We start from the raw sequence: 16,846 nt of genomic DNA, 5'->3' as shown, positions 1-16,846 counted from the left end.
GAAATATGTTAAGGAATTACACAACTCTGAAGCTAAGGACGTGATTAATGGCTAAAACACCGAGAACTTTTATAGGTGACTCTGTTAAACCCGCCGGAACCGGCAGTAATTCAGGCACCACTATCCGCGGCGTTTCGCCTAGCGGGGTAGGAACCCAGCAAGGTTCTACTCAGCCCGCCGGAACGGGTGGTTCCAATAACACTGGAAGTGCCAAACCTGGAAAAAAATAATTCCTAAATCCGAATCCTTCGGACATCGACCTCTGCAACCTCTGCTGCCGGAACAATAGTCATCCGCTGGCCGTAGTCGTTTTCGACATCTTCTACTTTCCGAATTTCGGCGCCCGGATCTGTAATATGGGTAACATATAGCGCCACAGAACCATCGGACCCTAAGATGCAGGGACCGTTGTGAAAATCGTTAAAATCTCCCAGTCCAAAACTCTCATATACGGTGCCATTCTTAAGTGTGACGCAAATTTGCGAATATTTTAATCCTTGGGTCTGAATAACAGAATTCCACGCGGAGCCTAAACCGTCCTCTTCACTTTTGGAAACGGCCTTGATAATTTTCTTGGCCATCCGTTCTCCCAGCCTTCGCCAGATGGCGGCAGCCAATATTGCTGAAGTTAATCCCAACAAACTCAGCGTCAAATCCAAGTGCTTTTCGCTTAGTTCATAAGGCGGCGACTGTAAAAGTGGTGCAGAAATAGACTGCGTCAACAGAGCCACTCCACCAAATGACAATGACAAAAAGGCGGAGTCCATTGGTCCGTGCAATGCGCGCCTCCCTGAGAACGCAAGCGCATATCCCAAGTATCCGGAAACCAATATGACTTGGGTCTGCCATGTGAGCTTTATTAATTCATCCATCGCGCAAACCTAAACCACAACCTCCACCCTTTCCTGCTCCCCAACCCCAAACACCCGCTTATAACGCGCGATCTCGTCTTCCGGCCCCATGGCCTTCTCCGGGTTGTCCGACAGCTTGACCGTCGGCCGCCCGTCCGCCGCAATCGCCTTGCAGACCAGTGAAAACGGCGCCAGCGCGTCTCCGGGGACCAGCCCGCGGAAGTCATTCGTCAGCAACGTTCCCCAGCCAAAGGATACGCGCACGCGGCCTGCGAATTGGCGGTGCAGCTCCTCGATCTTCGCCACGTCCAGACCGTCCGAGAAGATCACCAGCTTTTCCTTCGGGTCCTCGCCGCGCGACAGCCACCAGTTGATCGCGGTCTCGGCCCCGGTCGCGGGATCGCCAGAGTCGATGCGGATGCCGGTCCAGCCGGCCAGCCAGTCGGGGGCGTTCTTCAAGAAACCTTCCGTCCCGTAGGTGTCGGGCAGGATGATGCGGAGGTTGCCGGAGTGCTCCTCGTGCCAGTCGGCCAGCACGTCATAGGGCGCGCGGGCAAGTGCTGCGTCGTCCTGCGCTAGCGCGGAATAGACCATGGGGAGTTCATGGGCGTTGGTGCCCACGGCCTCCAGATCGCGGCGCATGGCGATCAGGCAGTTGGAGGTGCCGGTGAACTTGTCGCCCAGGCCTTCGGTCATCGCCTGCACGCACCAATCCTGCCAAAGGTGCGAATGGCGGCGGCGGGTGCCGAAATCGGCGATGCGCAGCCCGTCGAGGTCGCGCAGGGCGGTGATCTTTTCCCAGATCTTCGTCATGGCCTGAGCATAAAGCACCTGAAGTTCGAACTTGCCCATCTGGTCAAGGATCGCGCGGCCCCGCAGCTCCATCAGGATGGCGAGCGCGGGAATTTCCCAAAGCATGACTTCGGGCCAGCTGCCCTCGAACGTCAGCTCGTATTGGTCGCCAACGCGTTCCAGATGGTAGGCGGGCAGGCGGAGGTTCTCGAACCACTCCATAAAATCTGGGCGGAACATCTGGCGTTTGCCGTAGAAGGTGTTGCCGCGCATCCATGTGCTTTCCCCGCGGGTGAGCGAGAGGGAGCGGACGTGGTCCAGCTGTTCCCGCAGCTCGCCTTCATCGATCAGCTTGGCCAGCGGCACGTGCTTGGAGCGGTTGATGAGCGAAAAGGTGACCTTGGTGTCGGGCTTGTTGCGAAAGACCGACTGACACATCAGCAGTTTGTAGAAATCGGTGTCGATCAGGGACCGGACGATCGGGTCGATCTTCCAGCGGTGGTTCCAGACACGGGTGGCGAGATCTGTCATAGTCGGGCTCCTGCTTTGGGATAGGTTAAAGCAGGGGCAGCAAGGGGTTGTCCAGCGGGTAGCGGCGATGCCTCCGGCAGAGATAATTCCGGCTGCAGGATAGGATCAGAGGATCGTCACACCCGCATCCGCCATGCCTTCCAGCGCGGCCTGCATCGAACCGCTCAGGTCGATGCCACGGCACAGGTCGGTGCGTACGGTGGTCTTGAACCCCAGCTTTGCCGCGTCCACGGCCGAGAAGTTGACGCAGAAATCAGTGGCGAGGCCCACCATGGTCAGATCGGACAGGCCACGCGTTCTCAGGTAGCCTTCCAGCCCGGTGGGGGTTTTGTGGTCGTTTTCAAAGAATGCGGAATAGCTGTCGATCGCGGGGTTATAGCCCTTGCGGATGATCAGATCGGCGCGGTCGGTGGTCAAATCAGGGTGGAACAGCGCCCCGTGAGAACCCTGGATGCAATGGTCGGGCCACAGGACCTGAGGGCCATAGGGCATCTGGATCATCTCCATCGGCTCTTTGCCGTCGTGTGACGATGCAAAGGAAGAATGGCCCGCCGGGTGCCAGTCCTGCGTCAGGATCACGGCGTCGAATTCGGTCATCAGCTCGTTGATGCCGGGTACGATCTGGTCGCCTTCGTTCACTGCCAGCGCGCCGCCGGGGCAGAAATCGTTTTGCACGTCGATGACGATAAGGGCGCGGGTCATGGGGGCTCCTGTCCTTGAGATGGGGCGAAGGTAACAGCCGGGGGCGCGGCGTCAATCTTATGAGGGATAAGAATGGACCCGTCGCCCCGTCGGCTTATTTGCTTACGAAAAGGAGACACGAATGCCGAAGATGACTATCGTTGGACTGACCGGATCGCTGCGCGAAGGCAGCTTTACCCGCCAGATGATGGAAACCCTGCCCGAGCTTGCGCCAGAGGGCATGACCATAGATCTGGTCGGGATTGACCACCTGCCCTTCTACAATGCCGATCTGCGCGAAGACGGCCATGGCCCTGCCGTCGTGCAGGAATTCGCCGCCAAGATCGCGAACGCAGACGGGCTGATTGTCGGATCACCGGAATACAACCGCTCCCCCCCGGCGGTGATCAAGAATGCCATCGACTGGGTGTCTGTCGAACCGGGCAAGCCGCTGGACGGCAAACCGACGCTGATCGCGACCCAGTCGCCCGGCCAACTGGGCGGTATTCTGTCGAATTACCACCTGCGGCAGGTGCTTTCGACCACGGGCGCGGTGTTCCTGACCGGTCCAGAGGTGGCGATCACCCGCATGGGCGACAAAGTGTCGGACGGGCGCGTCAGCGACGCGGACACCCGCGACTTTCTGGCATCGAACCTGAAGCGTCTGGCCGAATTGATCGAAGGTCACAGCTGACCCGCGACCGCCTGTCCCTTGCCTTGGCGCGGGGGCAGGCGTAAATCGCGGCCATGTTCACGATCGCTGCCCTCTATCACTTTACCCGGTTCGCGGATCCGGCGGCCCTGCGCCAGCCGCTGCTTGACCTGTGTCTTGCCCAAGGCGTCACCGGATCGCTGCTGCTGGCGGGCGAAGGGATTAACGGCACCATTGCCGGCCCCCGTGCCGGGATCGATGAAGTGTTGGCGCATATCCGCGCCCTGCCCGGCTGCGCCGATCTGGAGTGGAAGGAAAACACCGCGACCGACCAGCCCTTTGGCCGGATGAAGGTGCGGCTAAAGAAAGAGATCGTCACCATGGGCCAGCCCGACGTGGACCCCAAGGCACGCGTGGGTCATTACGTCGATCCGGCCGATTGGAACGATCTGATCCGGTCGCCCGACGTGGCGGTGATCGACACCCGCAACGACTACGAGGTCGCCATCGGCACGTTCGAGGGCGCGGTAGACCCACAAACCGAAAGCTTTCGCGATTTCCCCGCGTGGTGGGAGGCGAACAAGGACCGCTTTCACAACAAACGGATCGCGATGTTCTGCACCGGGGGTATCCGGTGCGAGAAATCGACCAATTACCTGATGGGTCAGGGGGTCGAGGACGTCTATCACCTGAAGGGCGGCATCCTGAAATACCTAGAAGAAGTCCCAGCGGACGACAGCACCTGGCAAGGTGAGTGCTTTGTCTTTGATGGCCGCGTGTCTGTTGGCCATGGATTGGTCGAAGGCCCGCATGATCTGTGCCATGCCTGCCGCCGCCCGATCCTGCCCGAAGATCGCGACCGGCCCGAATATGAACACGGTGTGTCGTGTCACCAATGTATCGACCAGACCTCGGACGCAGATAAAGCGCGGTTTCGCGAACGGCAGAAACAGATTGGTCTGGCCCGGGCTCGTGGCGAAAAACATCTGGGTCGCGCGGACCACTAAGGTTTTGGTCGCGCCTTTGGCGCGATGCCTCCGGCGGGGATATTTTTCTGACCAAAGAAGCACAGCGCGCACTTTGGCTTCTTTGGTCCCATAAATATTCCTGGGGGAGGCCCGCAGGGCCGGGGGCAAAGCCCCCCTTAGGCCATTACCGCCCGCGCCCGACCCGTCCGGATCAGGATCAGCAGCACGATCCCCACGTTCAGCAGGTTCCAGGCGATGCCATTTACGAAAGCCAAGAAATAGCTGCCCGAGATGTCGTAGATCCAGCCGGACATCCAGCCGCCCAAGGCCATGCCGACGATCGTCGTCATGATAACCAATCCAACACGGCCACCTGCCTGCCGCGCGGGCAGGTATTCGCGGACGATCACCGCGTAGGACGGCACGATGCCACCCTGTGACAGGCCAAAGATCGTGCTGACCACGTAAAGAGAAATCAATCCGTCCGAGGGCAGATAGGCAACCAGCGCCAGAGTCTGCAACACAGACCCCAGCAACAGGGTCCTCACGCCGCCGATCTTGTCGGCCAGCAGCCCGGACACGATGCGTGAGGCGACGCCCCCCAGCAGCATCAGGGACAGCATTTGCCCTCCGACCGCGGGGCCGTAGCCAAGGTCGACGCAGAAGGCGACGATGTGGACTTGCGGCATCGACATGGCCACGCAGCAGCCGATGCCAGCAAGACCCAGCAAAACGGTCAGCGTGTTGGGTGAAAACCCCGACGATCGCGCGCGGGCCGAACTGTCTAGATCGGATTGAACGATAGCTGCGTCCGGCAGAGACCGGCGCAGGAACAGCGCACCGGGAATAACCACCGCAAGGATCGCGATGCCAAGAATGGTGTAGGCGGGACGCCAGCCGCCCTCGGCAATCGTGCTGGCCAGCAGCAGGGGCCACAGCGCGCCCGAAAGGTAGTTGCCCGACGCGATCAGCGCCACGGCGATGCCGCGGCGCTTCAGGAACCACAGGGACACATCCGCGATCAGCGGCGCAAAACAAGCTGCCGCGCCAAAGCCTACGGCCACGTGCAGGAGGGTGACGGTGGCAAAGCCCGGCCACATCGCCGCCAGCAGGAAGCCCGCCGCCTGCGCAATGGCTGCCGCGATCAAAGCGCGGGTGATGCCAAAGCGGTCCACCGCGCGGCCGATGATGCCGTTACCGATCGCGAACCCGGCCATTGTCAGTGTATACGGCAGCGTCGATTGCGCGCGGTCCAGACCGAATTCAGCTTGCATGGATGGCAGCACAAGGATGACCGCCCACATGCCGACATTGCCGACAATGGACAAGGCCAGCGACAGGGCCAGTCGCTGCCAGGAATACCTGCTATCTAGGACGTCATCACTCACCCGGCGACGCTATGGCGCAGTCCCGTGCTTGCGCAAGACGGAAATGCAATGCGCAACAGCGTTGATGCGGATACTGTCCGCTCAAACGGAGGAACCATCATGCAGTTAATCGACCTTGCCCGCGCGCTGGAAAACACCACTTATGCCGATCCGCCGGGGCTGGCGCCGCAGATCGAGTATCAGGGGCATCAGGATACGGCCGAACAGATCCTCGGGTTCTTCCCCGGTGTGACGCGCGATGGGTTGCCCGGCAGTGAAGGCTGGGCGGTAGAGCGGGTGCAGATCTCGACCCACAACGGCACGCATCTGGATGCGCCCTATCACTACCATTCCACCATGGATGGCGGGCAGCGGGCGATCACCATCGACGAGGTGCCGTTGGAGTGGTGCATCGGGCCGGGGGTGAAGCTGGATTTTCGTCATTCGCCGGACGGGCATGTCGTCACCGCCGCCGAGGTCGAAGCGGAATTCGACCGGATTGAGCATGACCTGCAGCCGGGCGACATCGTGCTGGTGAACACCGCCGCGGGCGCGGCTTATGGCACGCCCGAATATGTCGCGACCGGCTGCGGCATTGGGCATGAGGCGACCTGCTGGATGACCGAGCGTGGCATGCGTGTCTGCGGCACCGACGCGTGGAGCTGGGATGCGCCCTTTATCCATACCGCGAAACGGGTGGCTGAAACGGGCGATGCGGGGCTGATCTGGGAAGGACACCGCGCAGGCATGGTGCGGGGCTATTGCCATATGGAGAAGCTGGCCAATCTGGATCAACTGCCCGATCACGGTTTTCAGGTGCAATGCTTCCCGGTCAAGATCAAGGACGCCAGCGCAGGGTGGTGCCGTCCGGTGGCGATCCTGCCCTAAACGCAGATTGCTGGATGGCATAAGGGGCGGCCCGCATGGGCCGCCCCTTTTTCGTGTCAGATCCATCCGCGTTAGAAGAAGGTGAACTGATCTTCATCCAGCGAGGCAAGGCGCGTTCCGGCCAAGAAGATGCCATCGCCATCGCCCAGATCCAGCAGCACGCCGCCACGGGTCTGGGTGGCATTGGCCATCAGGTCGTCAAAGTCATTGATGCCTTCGACGCTGATCTGAAGTTCGTCCCCCGGACGGTGGCGACGACGCCCGCCACGCGGCGTGTCAAAGCCGTAGATCACGTCGAACCCGTCGCCTTCGCCAAAGCGGAAAGTGTCCTGACCGCGACCGCCGAACAGATGGTCGTTGCCGGTACCGCCTTCGATCAGGTCGCCATCGCTGCCACCGAAGATACGGTCATTGCCAGCCCCACCCTTGAGCGTGTCGTTGCCGCGGCCTCCGAACAGGAAGTCGTTGCCGTCGCCGCCATCAAGGTAATCGTTGCCACGACCCGCGAACATGAAGTCGCGTCCGCCGCCGCCAAAGGCCAGCGTGTCGCCGCGACCACCGAAGACGAAATCGGTGCCATCGCCGCCTTCGCGCACGGTTTCAAAGGGATTGTCGACGTCGACGATGACATTGGCCGTCGCCGTTTCCGTGCCGTCGCTGACGGTATAGGTGAACTGGTCGGTGCCTTCGTGCTCAAAGTTGGCCAGATACTTGATGACCCCGTCTTCGAAGGTGACCGTACCGTGATCGGCATCGCCGACCGCGATTACCTCTAGCGTATCGCCATCGGGATCGACGTCATTGGCCACCAGCATATCCGGCGTCAGCACCAGCACGTTCGGCACGGTGACGTCAAAGCTGTCGTCATTCGCCGTCGGTGCGGTGTTGTCGGCGTCAAACGTCAGCGCAAAGACGTCATAGACGCTGGTGACCCCATCAGAGGCAGTGATCCGCAGTTCAAGCGGTTGGCTATTAGTTCCGGCGGGCGCGGTGCCCGAAAGGGTCTGACCGTCAAAGCTTAGCCAATTGGGCAGCGGGCTGCCGTCACCCAGAGTCGCGGACAGCGTCAGCGCCTCGCCATCCGGGTCGGCAAAGGTGCCTTCGGGCAGCGTGATGCTGAATGGTGTGCCGACGAAGAGGGCCGCACCGCTGTCATCCTGGCTTAGATCGGGCAGCTGGGTTTCCACCAAGGGTGCGTCTGGCGTGCCTTCAACCGTCAGGGTGAAGGTTTCGGTCGTGGTGTCCTGACCATCCGACACCAGCAGGGCCAGTTCGACATCGCCAAAGAAGTCCTGCGGCGGCGTTCCGGTCAGGCGCAGCGTGGTCGGGTTGAAGGTGATCCAATCCGGCGCCGGGCTGCCATCGGCCAGTTCCAGCGCAAAGGTGATCGGGTCGCCTTCTGGGTCGGAATAGACGCCCTGCGCCAGTTGCAGATCAAAGGCGGTGTCTTCGGTCGCCATGATATCCGACAGGGTGATCGACATTTCCGGCGCATCATTTACCGGCGCGATGACCAGATCGAAGGTCTGTGTCGTCACGTCCTGCCCGTCGTAGGCGACCAAGGCCAGCGCGATTGTTCCGTTGAAGTTCAACGGCGGCGTGCCAGTCAGGCGGCGGGCGCCCGCATCAAAGGTCAGCCAATCCGGGCGGGCCGTCCCATCGGCCGCGGTGACGGACAGGGTCAGCGTGTCGCCCTCGGGATCGGTGACTGTCCCCGCCGGGAAGGTGAAGTCCAAAGCGGTGTCTTCGTCCACGGTGACCGGATCGATCGTCGTGATGACCGGCGCGTCATTCACGACCGCCAGCGACAGGGTGATGGTCGCGGTGTCGGTCAACTGCCCATCGCTGACCGTGTAGGTCAGGGTGTACTCCCCATCCAACGCGCGGTCACGGACGATTTCGATGTTGCCGCCCGTGACGGTGGCAGTGATCCCCGCAGGCGCGGTGACCCCTGTAATCGTCAGCGCATCGCTTTCGACATCGGTGTCGTTGGCCAGCAAATCGGCGGCCGGGATGGTGAAGCTTAGCGCCTCTGCCGCGTCGAAGGTGTCATCACCCGCGGCCGGGGCGTCATTGACCGGCGCGATGGTCAGGGTGACCGCGGCAATGGTATCGACGGTTCCGTCGTTCGCCACGACTTCCAGCGCCACATCGCCATTGAAGTTCAGCGGCGGGGTGCCGGTGAGCGTGCCGCCAGCGAAGGTCAGCCAGCTTGGCAGGGCCGTGCCGCCTGCACCACGCAGGGTGATCGTCAGGCCGTCACCATCCACATCGGTGAAGTCCGCCGGGTCGAGGGTCAGGTTCAACGCGGTGTCTTCGGTGCCGGTCAGGGTGAACGGCGCAATCTCGGGTGCGTCGTTCACCGGGGTGATGGTCAGGGTCACCGGGGCGACGGTCATGTCGGTCTTATCATCCGCCACGACCTCTAGCGCCACATCGCCGTTGAAGTTCAGCGGTGGGGTGCCAGTGATCGCCAAGGTCGCCGCATTGAAAGTCAGCCATGTCGGCAGGGCCGTGTCGCCTGCACCACGCAGTGTGATCGTCAGCGGATCGCCATCGACGTCGGAGAAGTCCGCCGGGTCGAGCGTCAGGTTCAACGCGGTGTCTTCTTCGCCGGTCAGCGTGATGGGCGCGATTTCGGGCGCATCGTTGACCGGGTCGATGGTCAGGGTGACCGGGGCGACGGTCATGTCGGTCCCATCATCCGCCACGACCTCTAGCGCCACGTCACCATTGAAGTTCAGCGGCGGGGTGCCGGTGATCGCCAACGTCTCAGCGTCGAAGCTCAGCCAGCTTGGCAGGGCCGTGTCGCCCGCCCCGCGCAGGGTGATCGTCAGACCGTCACCATCCACATCGGTGAAGTCCGCCGGGTCGAGCGTCAGGTTCAACGCCGTGTCTTCCTGACCGGACAGGGTGATCGGCGCGATTTCGGGCGCGTCGTTGACCGGATCGATGGTCAGGGTGACTTGGGACACAGTTTCCAGCGCACCGTCGGATGCAACGACCTCTAGCGCCACATCACCGTTGAAGTTCAACGGCGGGGTGCCGGTCAGATTACCGTCCACGTAAGTCAGCCAGCTTGGCAGAGCCGTATTGCCCGCGCCACGCAGCGTGATCGTTAAATCGTCGCCTTCAGGGTCAGAGAAGTTGGCCGCATCCAGCGTCAGCGCCAGCGGGGTGTCCTCTCGGCCCGTCAGGGTGAAAGGCGTGATTTGCGGCGCGTCGTTGACCGCGTTGATGGTCAGCGTGACCGGCTGAACCGTGGCGATATCGTCGTCGTCGGCCACGACTTCCAGCAAAATGTCACCGTTGAAGTTCGCGGGCGGCGTGCCAGTGACCGCCAGCGTCTCGGGATTGAAGGACATCCATGTCGGCAGTTCGGTGCCGCCTACGCCTTGCAGCGTGATAGTCAGCGGATCACCGTCCACGTCCGAGAAGTCGGCGGGGTTGAGCGCGAGGTTCAGCGCCTGATCCTCGGTCCCGAACAGGGTGAACTGGGTGATGACCGGGGCGTCGTTGACAGCCGCGATAGACAGGGTGACGGGCTGAACCGTTTCGGTGGTGCCGTCGTGGGCCGCGACTTCCAGCGCGACGTCGCCGTTGAAGTTCAACGGTGGGGTGCCGGTGATGGTCAGCGTGTCCACATCGAACTCCAACCACGTCGGCAGGTCCGTGCCGCCCGCGCTGCGCAGGCTGATCGTCAGCGTATCACCATCGACGTCGGTAAAGTCTGCCGCATCCAACGTAAGGGTCAGCGCCGTATCCTCGGTTCCCGACAGGCTGATCGGGGCGATCACCGGCGCGTCGTTGATGGCAGCGATGGTCAGGGTCACAGGCTCGACCGTCTGGATCAGACCATCGTCGGCCACGGCTTCCAGCGCGATGTCACCGTTGAAATCCTGCGGCGGGGTGCCGGTCAGGGTCAACGCCACAGGATCGAAGGTCAGCCAAGTTGGCAGGTCCGTACCGCCTGCGCCGCGCAGGCTGATCGTCAGGGCATCGCCATCGGGATCGACAAAGTTCGCCGCATCCAGCGTCAGCGACAGCGCGGTGTCTTCGGTCCCCGTCAGGCTGAACGGCGTGATGATCGGAGCCTGGTTCGCGTTGGCGATCGACAGGGTCACCGTCTGGACGGTTTCGATCTGCCCATCGTCGGCTACCAGTTCCAGCGCGATCTGACCCGCCGCGCCCAAAGGCGGCGTACCAGACAGGGTGCGGGTTGCCGCGTCAAAGTTTAGCCATGCGGGCAGCAGCGTGCCGCCGGGGCCACGCAGATCAAGGATCAGCGCATCGCCGTCTGGATCATAGGCCACATCGGCGGGCAATGTGATCGACAGCGCGTCGGTTTCCACACCATAGAGCGTGCCAATTTCGGCCAGTTCGGGCGCATCATTTACCGGGGTTACCGTCACATCGACACGGGCCGTGGTGGCCGTGCCACCGGAATCCTGCAGTTCGTATTCGAACCACGCGGGCCCTGCGTATCCGGCATCCGGCGTGACGATCACCTGACCATCACCGGTCAGCTCAACCGTGACGTTTTCGGCGTCCAGAATACGGGTGATGACAATCGCCTGACGATCCGGGTCGCTGTCGTTCGCGGTCAGCGCGGTCACAAAGACGGCCAGCGGCGTATCTTCGGTGACGGTCAGCGCATCATCCTGTGCGACGGGCGCGTCTTCGGTGCCGATCACGTCGATAGTGACGGTGGTCGGAACCTCGAACCCGGTTTCATTCGTCAGGGCGTATTGCAGTTTCAATTCGCCAAAGAAGTTTTCATCCGGCGTGACGCGCCACATGCCGTTATCAAGCTCGGTCACCGTCGCTTCGAACCGGTTGGGACCGGTCATCTCAAGGCCAAGGAAGGTGACCTCGGACCCCAGCGGGATCTGGTCGTTGGCCATCAGTTCGGCCGGATCGAGATCAAGGAAGGTGTCTTCCAGCATCTCATAACCCGCATCGGACACCGCAACCGGCACGTCGAACAGCGGCATCACGATGACGCTGGCATAGCCCACGTTCGTCGCGCCGTGTTCGTCCGTCACACGGTAGAAGAAACCGCCGTCGCCGAAATATCCCGGACGACCTTGGAACACGGCCTGATCGCCATCGCGGTAGACGGTGCCGTTGTCGCCATCAAAGACGTCAACAATCTGGAAGCTGTCGCCTTCGACGTCGCGATCGTTGAACAGAAGGTCCGCGAAATCGATGCGGAATTCCTGATCCTGCGTGCCAAAGAAGAACCCATCCGGGTTGGCAATCGGCGCGTCGTTGACGGGCTGGATGTCAAAGGTGATCCGACCGGTGTCGGCCAGTCGCCCATCGGTGATGGCGTATTGGAAGCTGACTTCGCCGGTGACATTTTCGTCCGGCACGAACTGGTAGCGGCCATCGGGCAGTTCCAGCAGGCGGCCGCCATTCGCTTCGGTGCTGATCGAGCGGAAGCTGATCGCATCCCCATCCGCGTCGCTGTCGTTGGCCAGCAGATCGTCGATGGTGAATTCGTAAGCCACGTCTTCGGTGACGATAAAAGTATCGTCCGCCGCAACGGGTTTCTGGTTGGTGCTGGTCACCGACAAACGAACGGTCCCGGTGCTTTCGCCATGGCGATCATCAGTGATCGTGTAGGTGAAGGTCGCCAAACCAGCAAAGTTCGGTGTGGGCGTAAATGTGATCGTGGTGCCGTCATAGTCGACGGTGCCATTGGTCGCGTCACCGATGCCGACAAAGCGAACGGGATCGCCATCGACGTCAAAGTCGTTGGCCAGCAGATCGGCCGGGGTCAGATCAATCGACCCGTCTTCGAGGACCGTGAAGGTGTCAGTCACGGCCTGCGGCGGGTCCAGACGGGATTCCACGTCGAAGATGACAGTGCCGGTCACCGCGCCTTCGGCGTCGTCGGTCAGGGTGTACGACATTTCCTGCTGACCCGAGAAGCCGAGCGTCGGGGTGAAAGTGACCGTGGCGTCGGCGTTGCCGTCGAAGCTGGCGGTCAGCGTACCGGTTTCGGTGAAGAATCCGTCCGAGGCGGTGACGCGAATGTCAAAGTCACCGTGGATGTTCAGCGGGATCTGAGCGGTCAGCAAACCTGTGGTTTCATCGACGCCCATCCAGCTGGGCAGGGGCGAGCCGTCGGTCAGTTCCGCGGTCCAACTATTCGCGCCGGGCAGGAAGGTGGCCGCGGTCAGATCAATCGTCTTTTCGCCCAGTTGCACCTCTAGTGTGCCGTTGGTCACGCCACCCAGATCGGTGATCCGCAGTGTGTCACCGTCGTCGTCGCGATCGTTCACCAGCAGATCGGTCAGGGCGAAGGTCACGCTTTCGTTCTGCAGCAGATCGAAGGTGTCGTCGTTCGCCACGGCCAGTTCGCGCGTCGGGCGGACGTTGAAGACGATCGTTGCCGGCGCGTCGCTTTCGCCGCCCTTTTCATCCTCGGCGTCATAGGTGAAGGCAAGGGAGCCGTTGAAGTCTTCGGGCGTTTCGACGTCGATCCGTTCCGGCAGATCAAAAACCTTGAACGGGCTGTCGTTGTCCTGCGGGATCACGGTGAAGGTTTCGTCGACGACGACTTCGGTGATCACCGACATAGGCGGCAAGCTGCCCCCGTCGATGTCGATCCGCACCGGTACCGCACCCACGTATTCCGACGGCGGCATCCCCGAGAAGGTCAGCGTGGCCGGATCGAAAGTGATCCACGAATTCAGCGGTGCGCCGCTTTCGCGCGCGACAGTCAGTGACGGATCGGACGATAGATCTAGACCGAACAGTCCAGCCGCCTCGGACGCAGCATCGCCTGCCAGAATGGCGTTGATCGCGGCCAGTTGCGGATCGGCGGGATCGATGACGAATTCCAGCGTGAAGCCACGGTCGGTGGCGTAGAATTCGTTTTCGGGCAGCGCGGGCTTGGCGTCTGGCGTAAAGACGATCTGCACGCGGGCCAGTTGATCCGTCTCATCGGTGCCGAAGTCGGAAATCGACAGGCTGCGAGTGGCTTCGTCAAAGGTCAGCCAGTTGGGCAGGGCACGCCCGCCGTTGACCTGAGCCGAGAAGCTGCCAGCCGACATATCGAAGGTGGCCATACCGTCATCATCGGCGTCGAACGAGGTGCTGTGCGCCTCGCGCAGGGTAAAGCCGTCCAGCACGTTGTCCTGAACATTGATACCCGTGGCCAGATCGCCTGCGTCGTCCGTCGGATGGAAGGAATAGCGGGTGACATGCACCGCACCGTTCGACGGGTCGGTCAGGAAGACCGCGACCTCGACCCTTCCGGTCAGATCGTCAGGCACGATACCCGAGAAGGTCATGGTGTCGGCGTCGAAGAACAGCCAATCCGGCAGATCGGTGTTGTTGGCGCTGGTGGCGCGGACCTCGTAATCGGGGTTCAGGTACTTTTCGGTGAACACACCCAGCAGCTCTGTCTGCTGGAAGAACAGCACGTCGCCATCCAGATCCAGATCGTTGCCAAAGGCTTCTGCCGGGATCACGTATTGCGGGCCGTCTTCCAGCCCTGCGACCAGATCGTTGCGCAGGACGGGGCCGTTGTTGATTGGCAGGATTGTCAGGTGAACGACGGCGGTGTCGGTCAGGCCGCGGCCATCGCTGATCGTGTATTCAAAGCTGGCCGCGCCGTTGTAATTTTCGCGCGCGGCAAATTCGATCATGCCGTCCTCGTTGACCCGCACCTTGCCGTTTTCGGCAAAGCGATAGACCGAGTCGAAAACCAGCGTATCGCCATCAGGATCGGTGTCGTTGGCCATCAGGTCAGCCGGATCGATGATGATCGTGCCTTCTTGCAGCACGCGGATACCGCGATCATCGCGGGCCACGGGCGCAAGGTTTTCCGGGCGCACCTGAATTTCAAACTGCAGCGTCGCTTCGGCACCGCGGGCGTCGATCACGTCGAAGGAAATCGAAGCAAGGCCAAGAACGCCGGGTGTGAACTGGATGACGCCAGTGGCCGGATCAAAGACCTCGACTCCGTTGGCCGAGGCATTGCCATCCGCGCCGATATGCAGACCGACAAAGGTAAAGTCGTCGCCTTCGATGTCATAGACGCGGCGCATCAGGTCATCGACGGTAAATTCCGTCACCTGGTTCAGCTTGGCGTAAGATTTTGTGTCGCTGATGCGCGGGGCATCGTTGACGGGGGCAAAGTAGATCTCCACATCCGCGGTCGAGGTCGCCCCGTCCGCATCCGCCAGCACGTAGCGGAAGCCAGCAAAGCCGAAGTGATCCGGGCGGCTCATGAATTCGATGTAATCGCCCGACAGTTTCCACGTCGCATCGGTGGCGGGGCCGTCGTAATTCTTCTTGTCCTCATAGGGGCGCAGGGCGTTGCCGTCGATGTCAGTCAGCGGGCTGGCGCTGACGATACGCAGGCCTTCAGAGGCATTGTCACCATCGACGTCATAGTCATTGGCGAGCAGGTTTTCGATCCGGATGCGCAGCGGCGTGTCTTCGATGCCGTATTGCAGCGGGTCGTCGACCGCGACGGGCGCGTCGTTGACCGGGGACAGGTTGACCTCGACCCGGGCGGTAGACTCACGGCCCAAGGGATCGCGGACGGTGTAGGCAAAGAAGGCATCGCCAAAGTGATCCTGTGCGCCAAGGAATTCGATCATGCCATCGGCGTTGATCCAGACGCTGCCGAATTCTGCATTCTGGACCGAGATCAGTTCCAGATCCTCAAGGCCAGCCTCGGCGTCGTTCAGGATCAGATCAGCGGGATCGATCAGGGCGATTTCGTCTTCGACTCCCAGCAGGAACACGTCATTCTGGGCGTTGAAGCGGCCATCGCGCAGGCCGTTTTCGATGGCCAGACGATCCCAGATGGTGCCGTCTTCGAACACGATCTGTTCGACGCCGGTATTGGTGCCAGCAAAGTGGTCGGCCACCAGCATCGTATCGATCAGATAGCCGTCATCGCGCTCAAGCTCGATAAACAGATCATCGCCGAAGCGTAGCAGCGACACGTCTTTCGCGGCGATGTTCGGACCCATCGTGATGATGTCGATATCGCCCGCGTTTTCGCCTTCGATGATAGTGTCGGCCGCGCTGTCGTAACCAAAGAGGTATTCGTCGGACCCAAGCCCGCCATAGACCGTATCCGCGCCAAAGCCGCCGTCAAAATATTCAGCTACGTCAGAGCCATAGAAGGTGTCACCATGGATCGATCCCACCAGCCCTTCGATCGAGATCAGCTGATCGCCCGCCGCCTCTCCGCCCGTGCCGAAGCCGGTGCTAAGGTCCACGACCACCGCGTTGTCGGCGCGGCTGTAGTCCGCCGTGTCAAAGCCGCCGCGACCGTCCATCAGATCGGCCCCAAGCGCGCCACGGAAGGTATTGGCCGCATCGTCGCCGCGCAGCGTGTCGTTCTGGTTTGAGGCCTGAATGATCTCAATCCCCGACAGCACGTCGCCTTCGGCATCGCCACCGGTCGCGGTGCCAGCCTGCAGGTCAATGTCGATCCCGGTGTTCGACAGGATGTAGTCGGCCGTGTCGGTGCCTTCACCGCCGGTCAGCGTATCCGCGCCGCGACCGCCCTGCAGCGTGTCGTCGCCCGACCCGCCAAAGATGGAATCGTCGCCACGACCACCTTGCAGCAGGTTGCCGTTTGCGTCGCCTTCCAGCGTGTCGTCGAAGTCGGTGCCGATCAGGTTTTCGATGCTGGTCAGCTGATCGCCCGTCGCCTCACCACCCGTGGCAGTGCCGGCCGCCAGCGAAATCTGCACGCCTTCAGTGCTATTGACATAGCTGGCGGTGTCGCTGCCATCGCCGCCGTCCAGATCATCGGCGCCTTCGCCGCCTTCCAGAAGGTCATCGCCAAAGCCGCCGATCAGGTCGTCTTCGCCACCGCGGCCGATCAGTTCATCCTGACCGCCCATGCCGCGCAGGATGTTGCGGAAATCGTTGCCACCCAGCGTGTCGTTGTATTCAGAGCCCTCGAACCCTTCGAGGTCGACGTACCGGTCGCCCTGCGCATAACCGCCCTGCCCGATCAGCGTGAACAGATCGGCGCGCACCCCAGTGTTCGACCCGGTAAAGCGCAGCATGTCAAAGCCCGCGCCACCGCGGACGTCATCCGCATCGTCGCCTGCGTCGATGATATCGTTGCCA

Annotated in this window: 8 protein-coding genes (1 of these 8 cut by a window edge); 3 read left to right on the top strand and 5 right to left on the bottom strand. The window is 61.6% G+C overall.

The window, feature by feature from the left end:
* Nucleotides 1-233: 233 nt before the first annotated feature.
* From ACI3GR_RS00450 to pncA, 3 genes are all read right to left on the bottom strand, one after another.
* Entirely contained in the window at nucleotides 234-767 is a 534-nt protein-coding gene (locus ACI3GR_RS00450; RefSeq protein ID WP_407491801.1) for a hypothetical protein, read from the bottom strand.
* 114 nt (nucleotides 768-881) lie between these two features.
* Nucleotides 882-2,174, bottom strand: a complete 1,293-nt coding sequence (gene pncB / locus ACI3GR_RS00445) for a nicotinate phosphoribosyltransferase (RefSeq protein WP_407491800.1) — start codon at nucleotides 2,172-2,174, stop codon at nucleotides 882-884.
* 105 nt (nucleotides 2,175-2,279) lie between these two features.
* Nucleotides 2,280-2,876 (bottom strand): bifunctional nicotinamidase/pyrazinamidase, encoded by a 597-nt coding sequence (gene pncA, locus ACI3GR_RS00440; protein WP_407491799.1) that lies wholly within the window; start codon nucleotides 2,874-2,876, stop codon nucleotides 2,280-2,282.
* Between the two features lie 121 nt (nucleotides 2,877-2,997).
* On the opposite strand from pncA, the gene ACI3GR_RS00435 reads away from it, so the two are divergent.
* Both ACI3GR_RS00435 and trhO read left to right on the top strand, forming a co-directional pair.
* The gene (locus ACI3GR_RS00435; RefSeq protein WP_407491797.1) at nucleotides 2,998-3,549 is read left to right on the top strand and encodes an NADPH-dependent FMN reductase; all 552 of its coding nucleotides are present in this window, start codon (nucleotides 2,998-3,000) and stop codon (nucleotides 3,547-3,549) included.
* Between the two features lie 53 nt (nucleotides 3,550-3,602).
* Complete coding sequence (gene trhO / locus ACI3GR_RS00430; RefSeq protein ID WP_407491796.1) at nucleotides 3,603-4,514, top strand: oxygen-dependent tRNA uridine(34) hydroxylase TrhO; 912 nt, start codon at nucleotides 3,603-3,605, stop codon at nucleotides 4,512-4,514.
* A 137-nt stretch (nucleotides 4,515-4,651) separates the two neighbouring features.
* Here trhO and ACI3GR_RS00425 read toward each other — a convergent pair whose 3' ends face one another.
* Complete coding sequence (locus ACI3GR_RS00425) at nucleotides 4,652-5,863, bottom strand: MFS transporter (protein WP_407491794.1); 1,212 nt, start codon at nucleotides 5,861-5,863, stop codon at nucleotides 4,652-4,654.
* Nucleotides 5,864-5,962: 99 nt separating this feature from the next.
* On the opposite strand from ACI3GR_RS00425, the gene ACI3GR_RS00420 reads away from it, so the two are divergent.
* On the top strand, nucleotides 5,963-6,730 hold the full coding sequence (locus tag ACI3GR_RS00420; protein ID WP_407491793.1) for a cyclase family protein: 768 nt from the start codon (nucleotides 5,963-5,965) through the stop codon (nucleotides 6,728-6,730).
* Nucleotides 6,731-6,801: 71 nt separating this feature from the next.
* Here ACI3GR_RS00420 and ACI3GR_RS00415 read toward each other — a convergent pair whose 3' ends face one another.
* Nucleotides 6,802-16,846, bottom strand: partial view of a tandem-95 repeat protein gene (locus ACI3GR_RS00415; protein ID WP_407491792.1) — the 3' portion only. The gene runs 24,410 nt beyond the window's last position; the window shows 10,045 of its 34,455 coding nt (coding positions 24,411-34,455); its start codon lies off the right edge, out of view; the stop codon is at nucleotides 6,802-6,804.

Origin of the sequence: Pseudooceanicola aestuariicola (genome assembly GCF_045763785.1) — a bacterium.
Taxonomy (GTDB): domain Bacteria; phylum Pseudomonadota; class Alphaproteobacteria; order Rhodobacterales; family Rhodobacteraceae; genus Pseudooceanicola.
The sequence above is the reverse complement of the archived record's forward strand: the minus strand, read 5'-3'. Positions and strand labels throughout refer to the sequence as shown.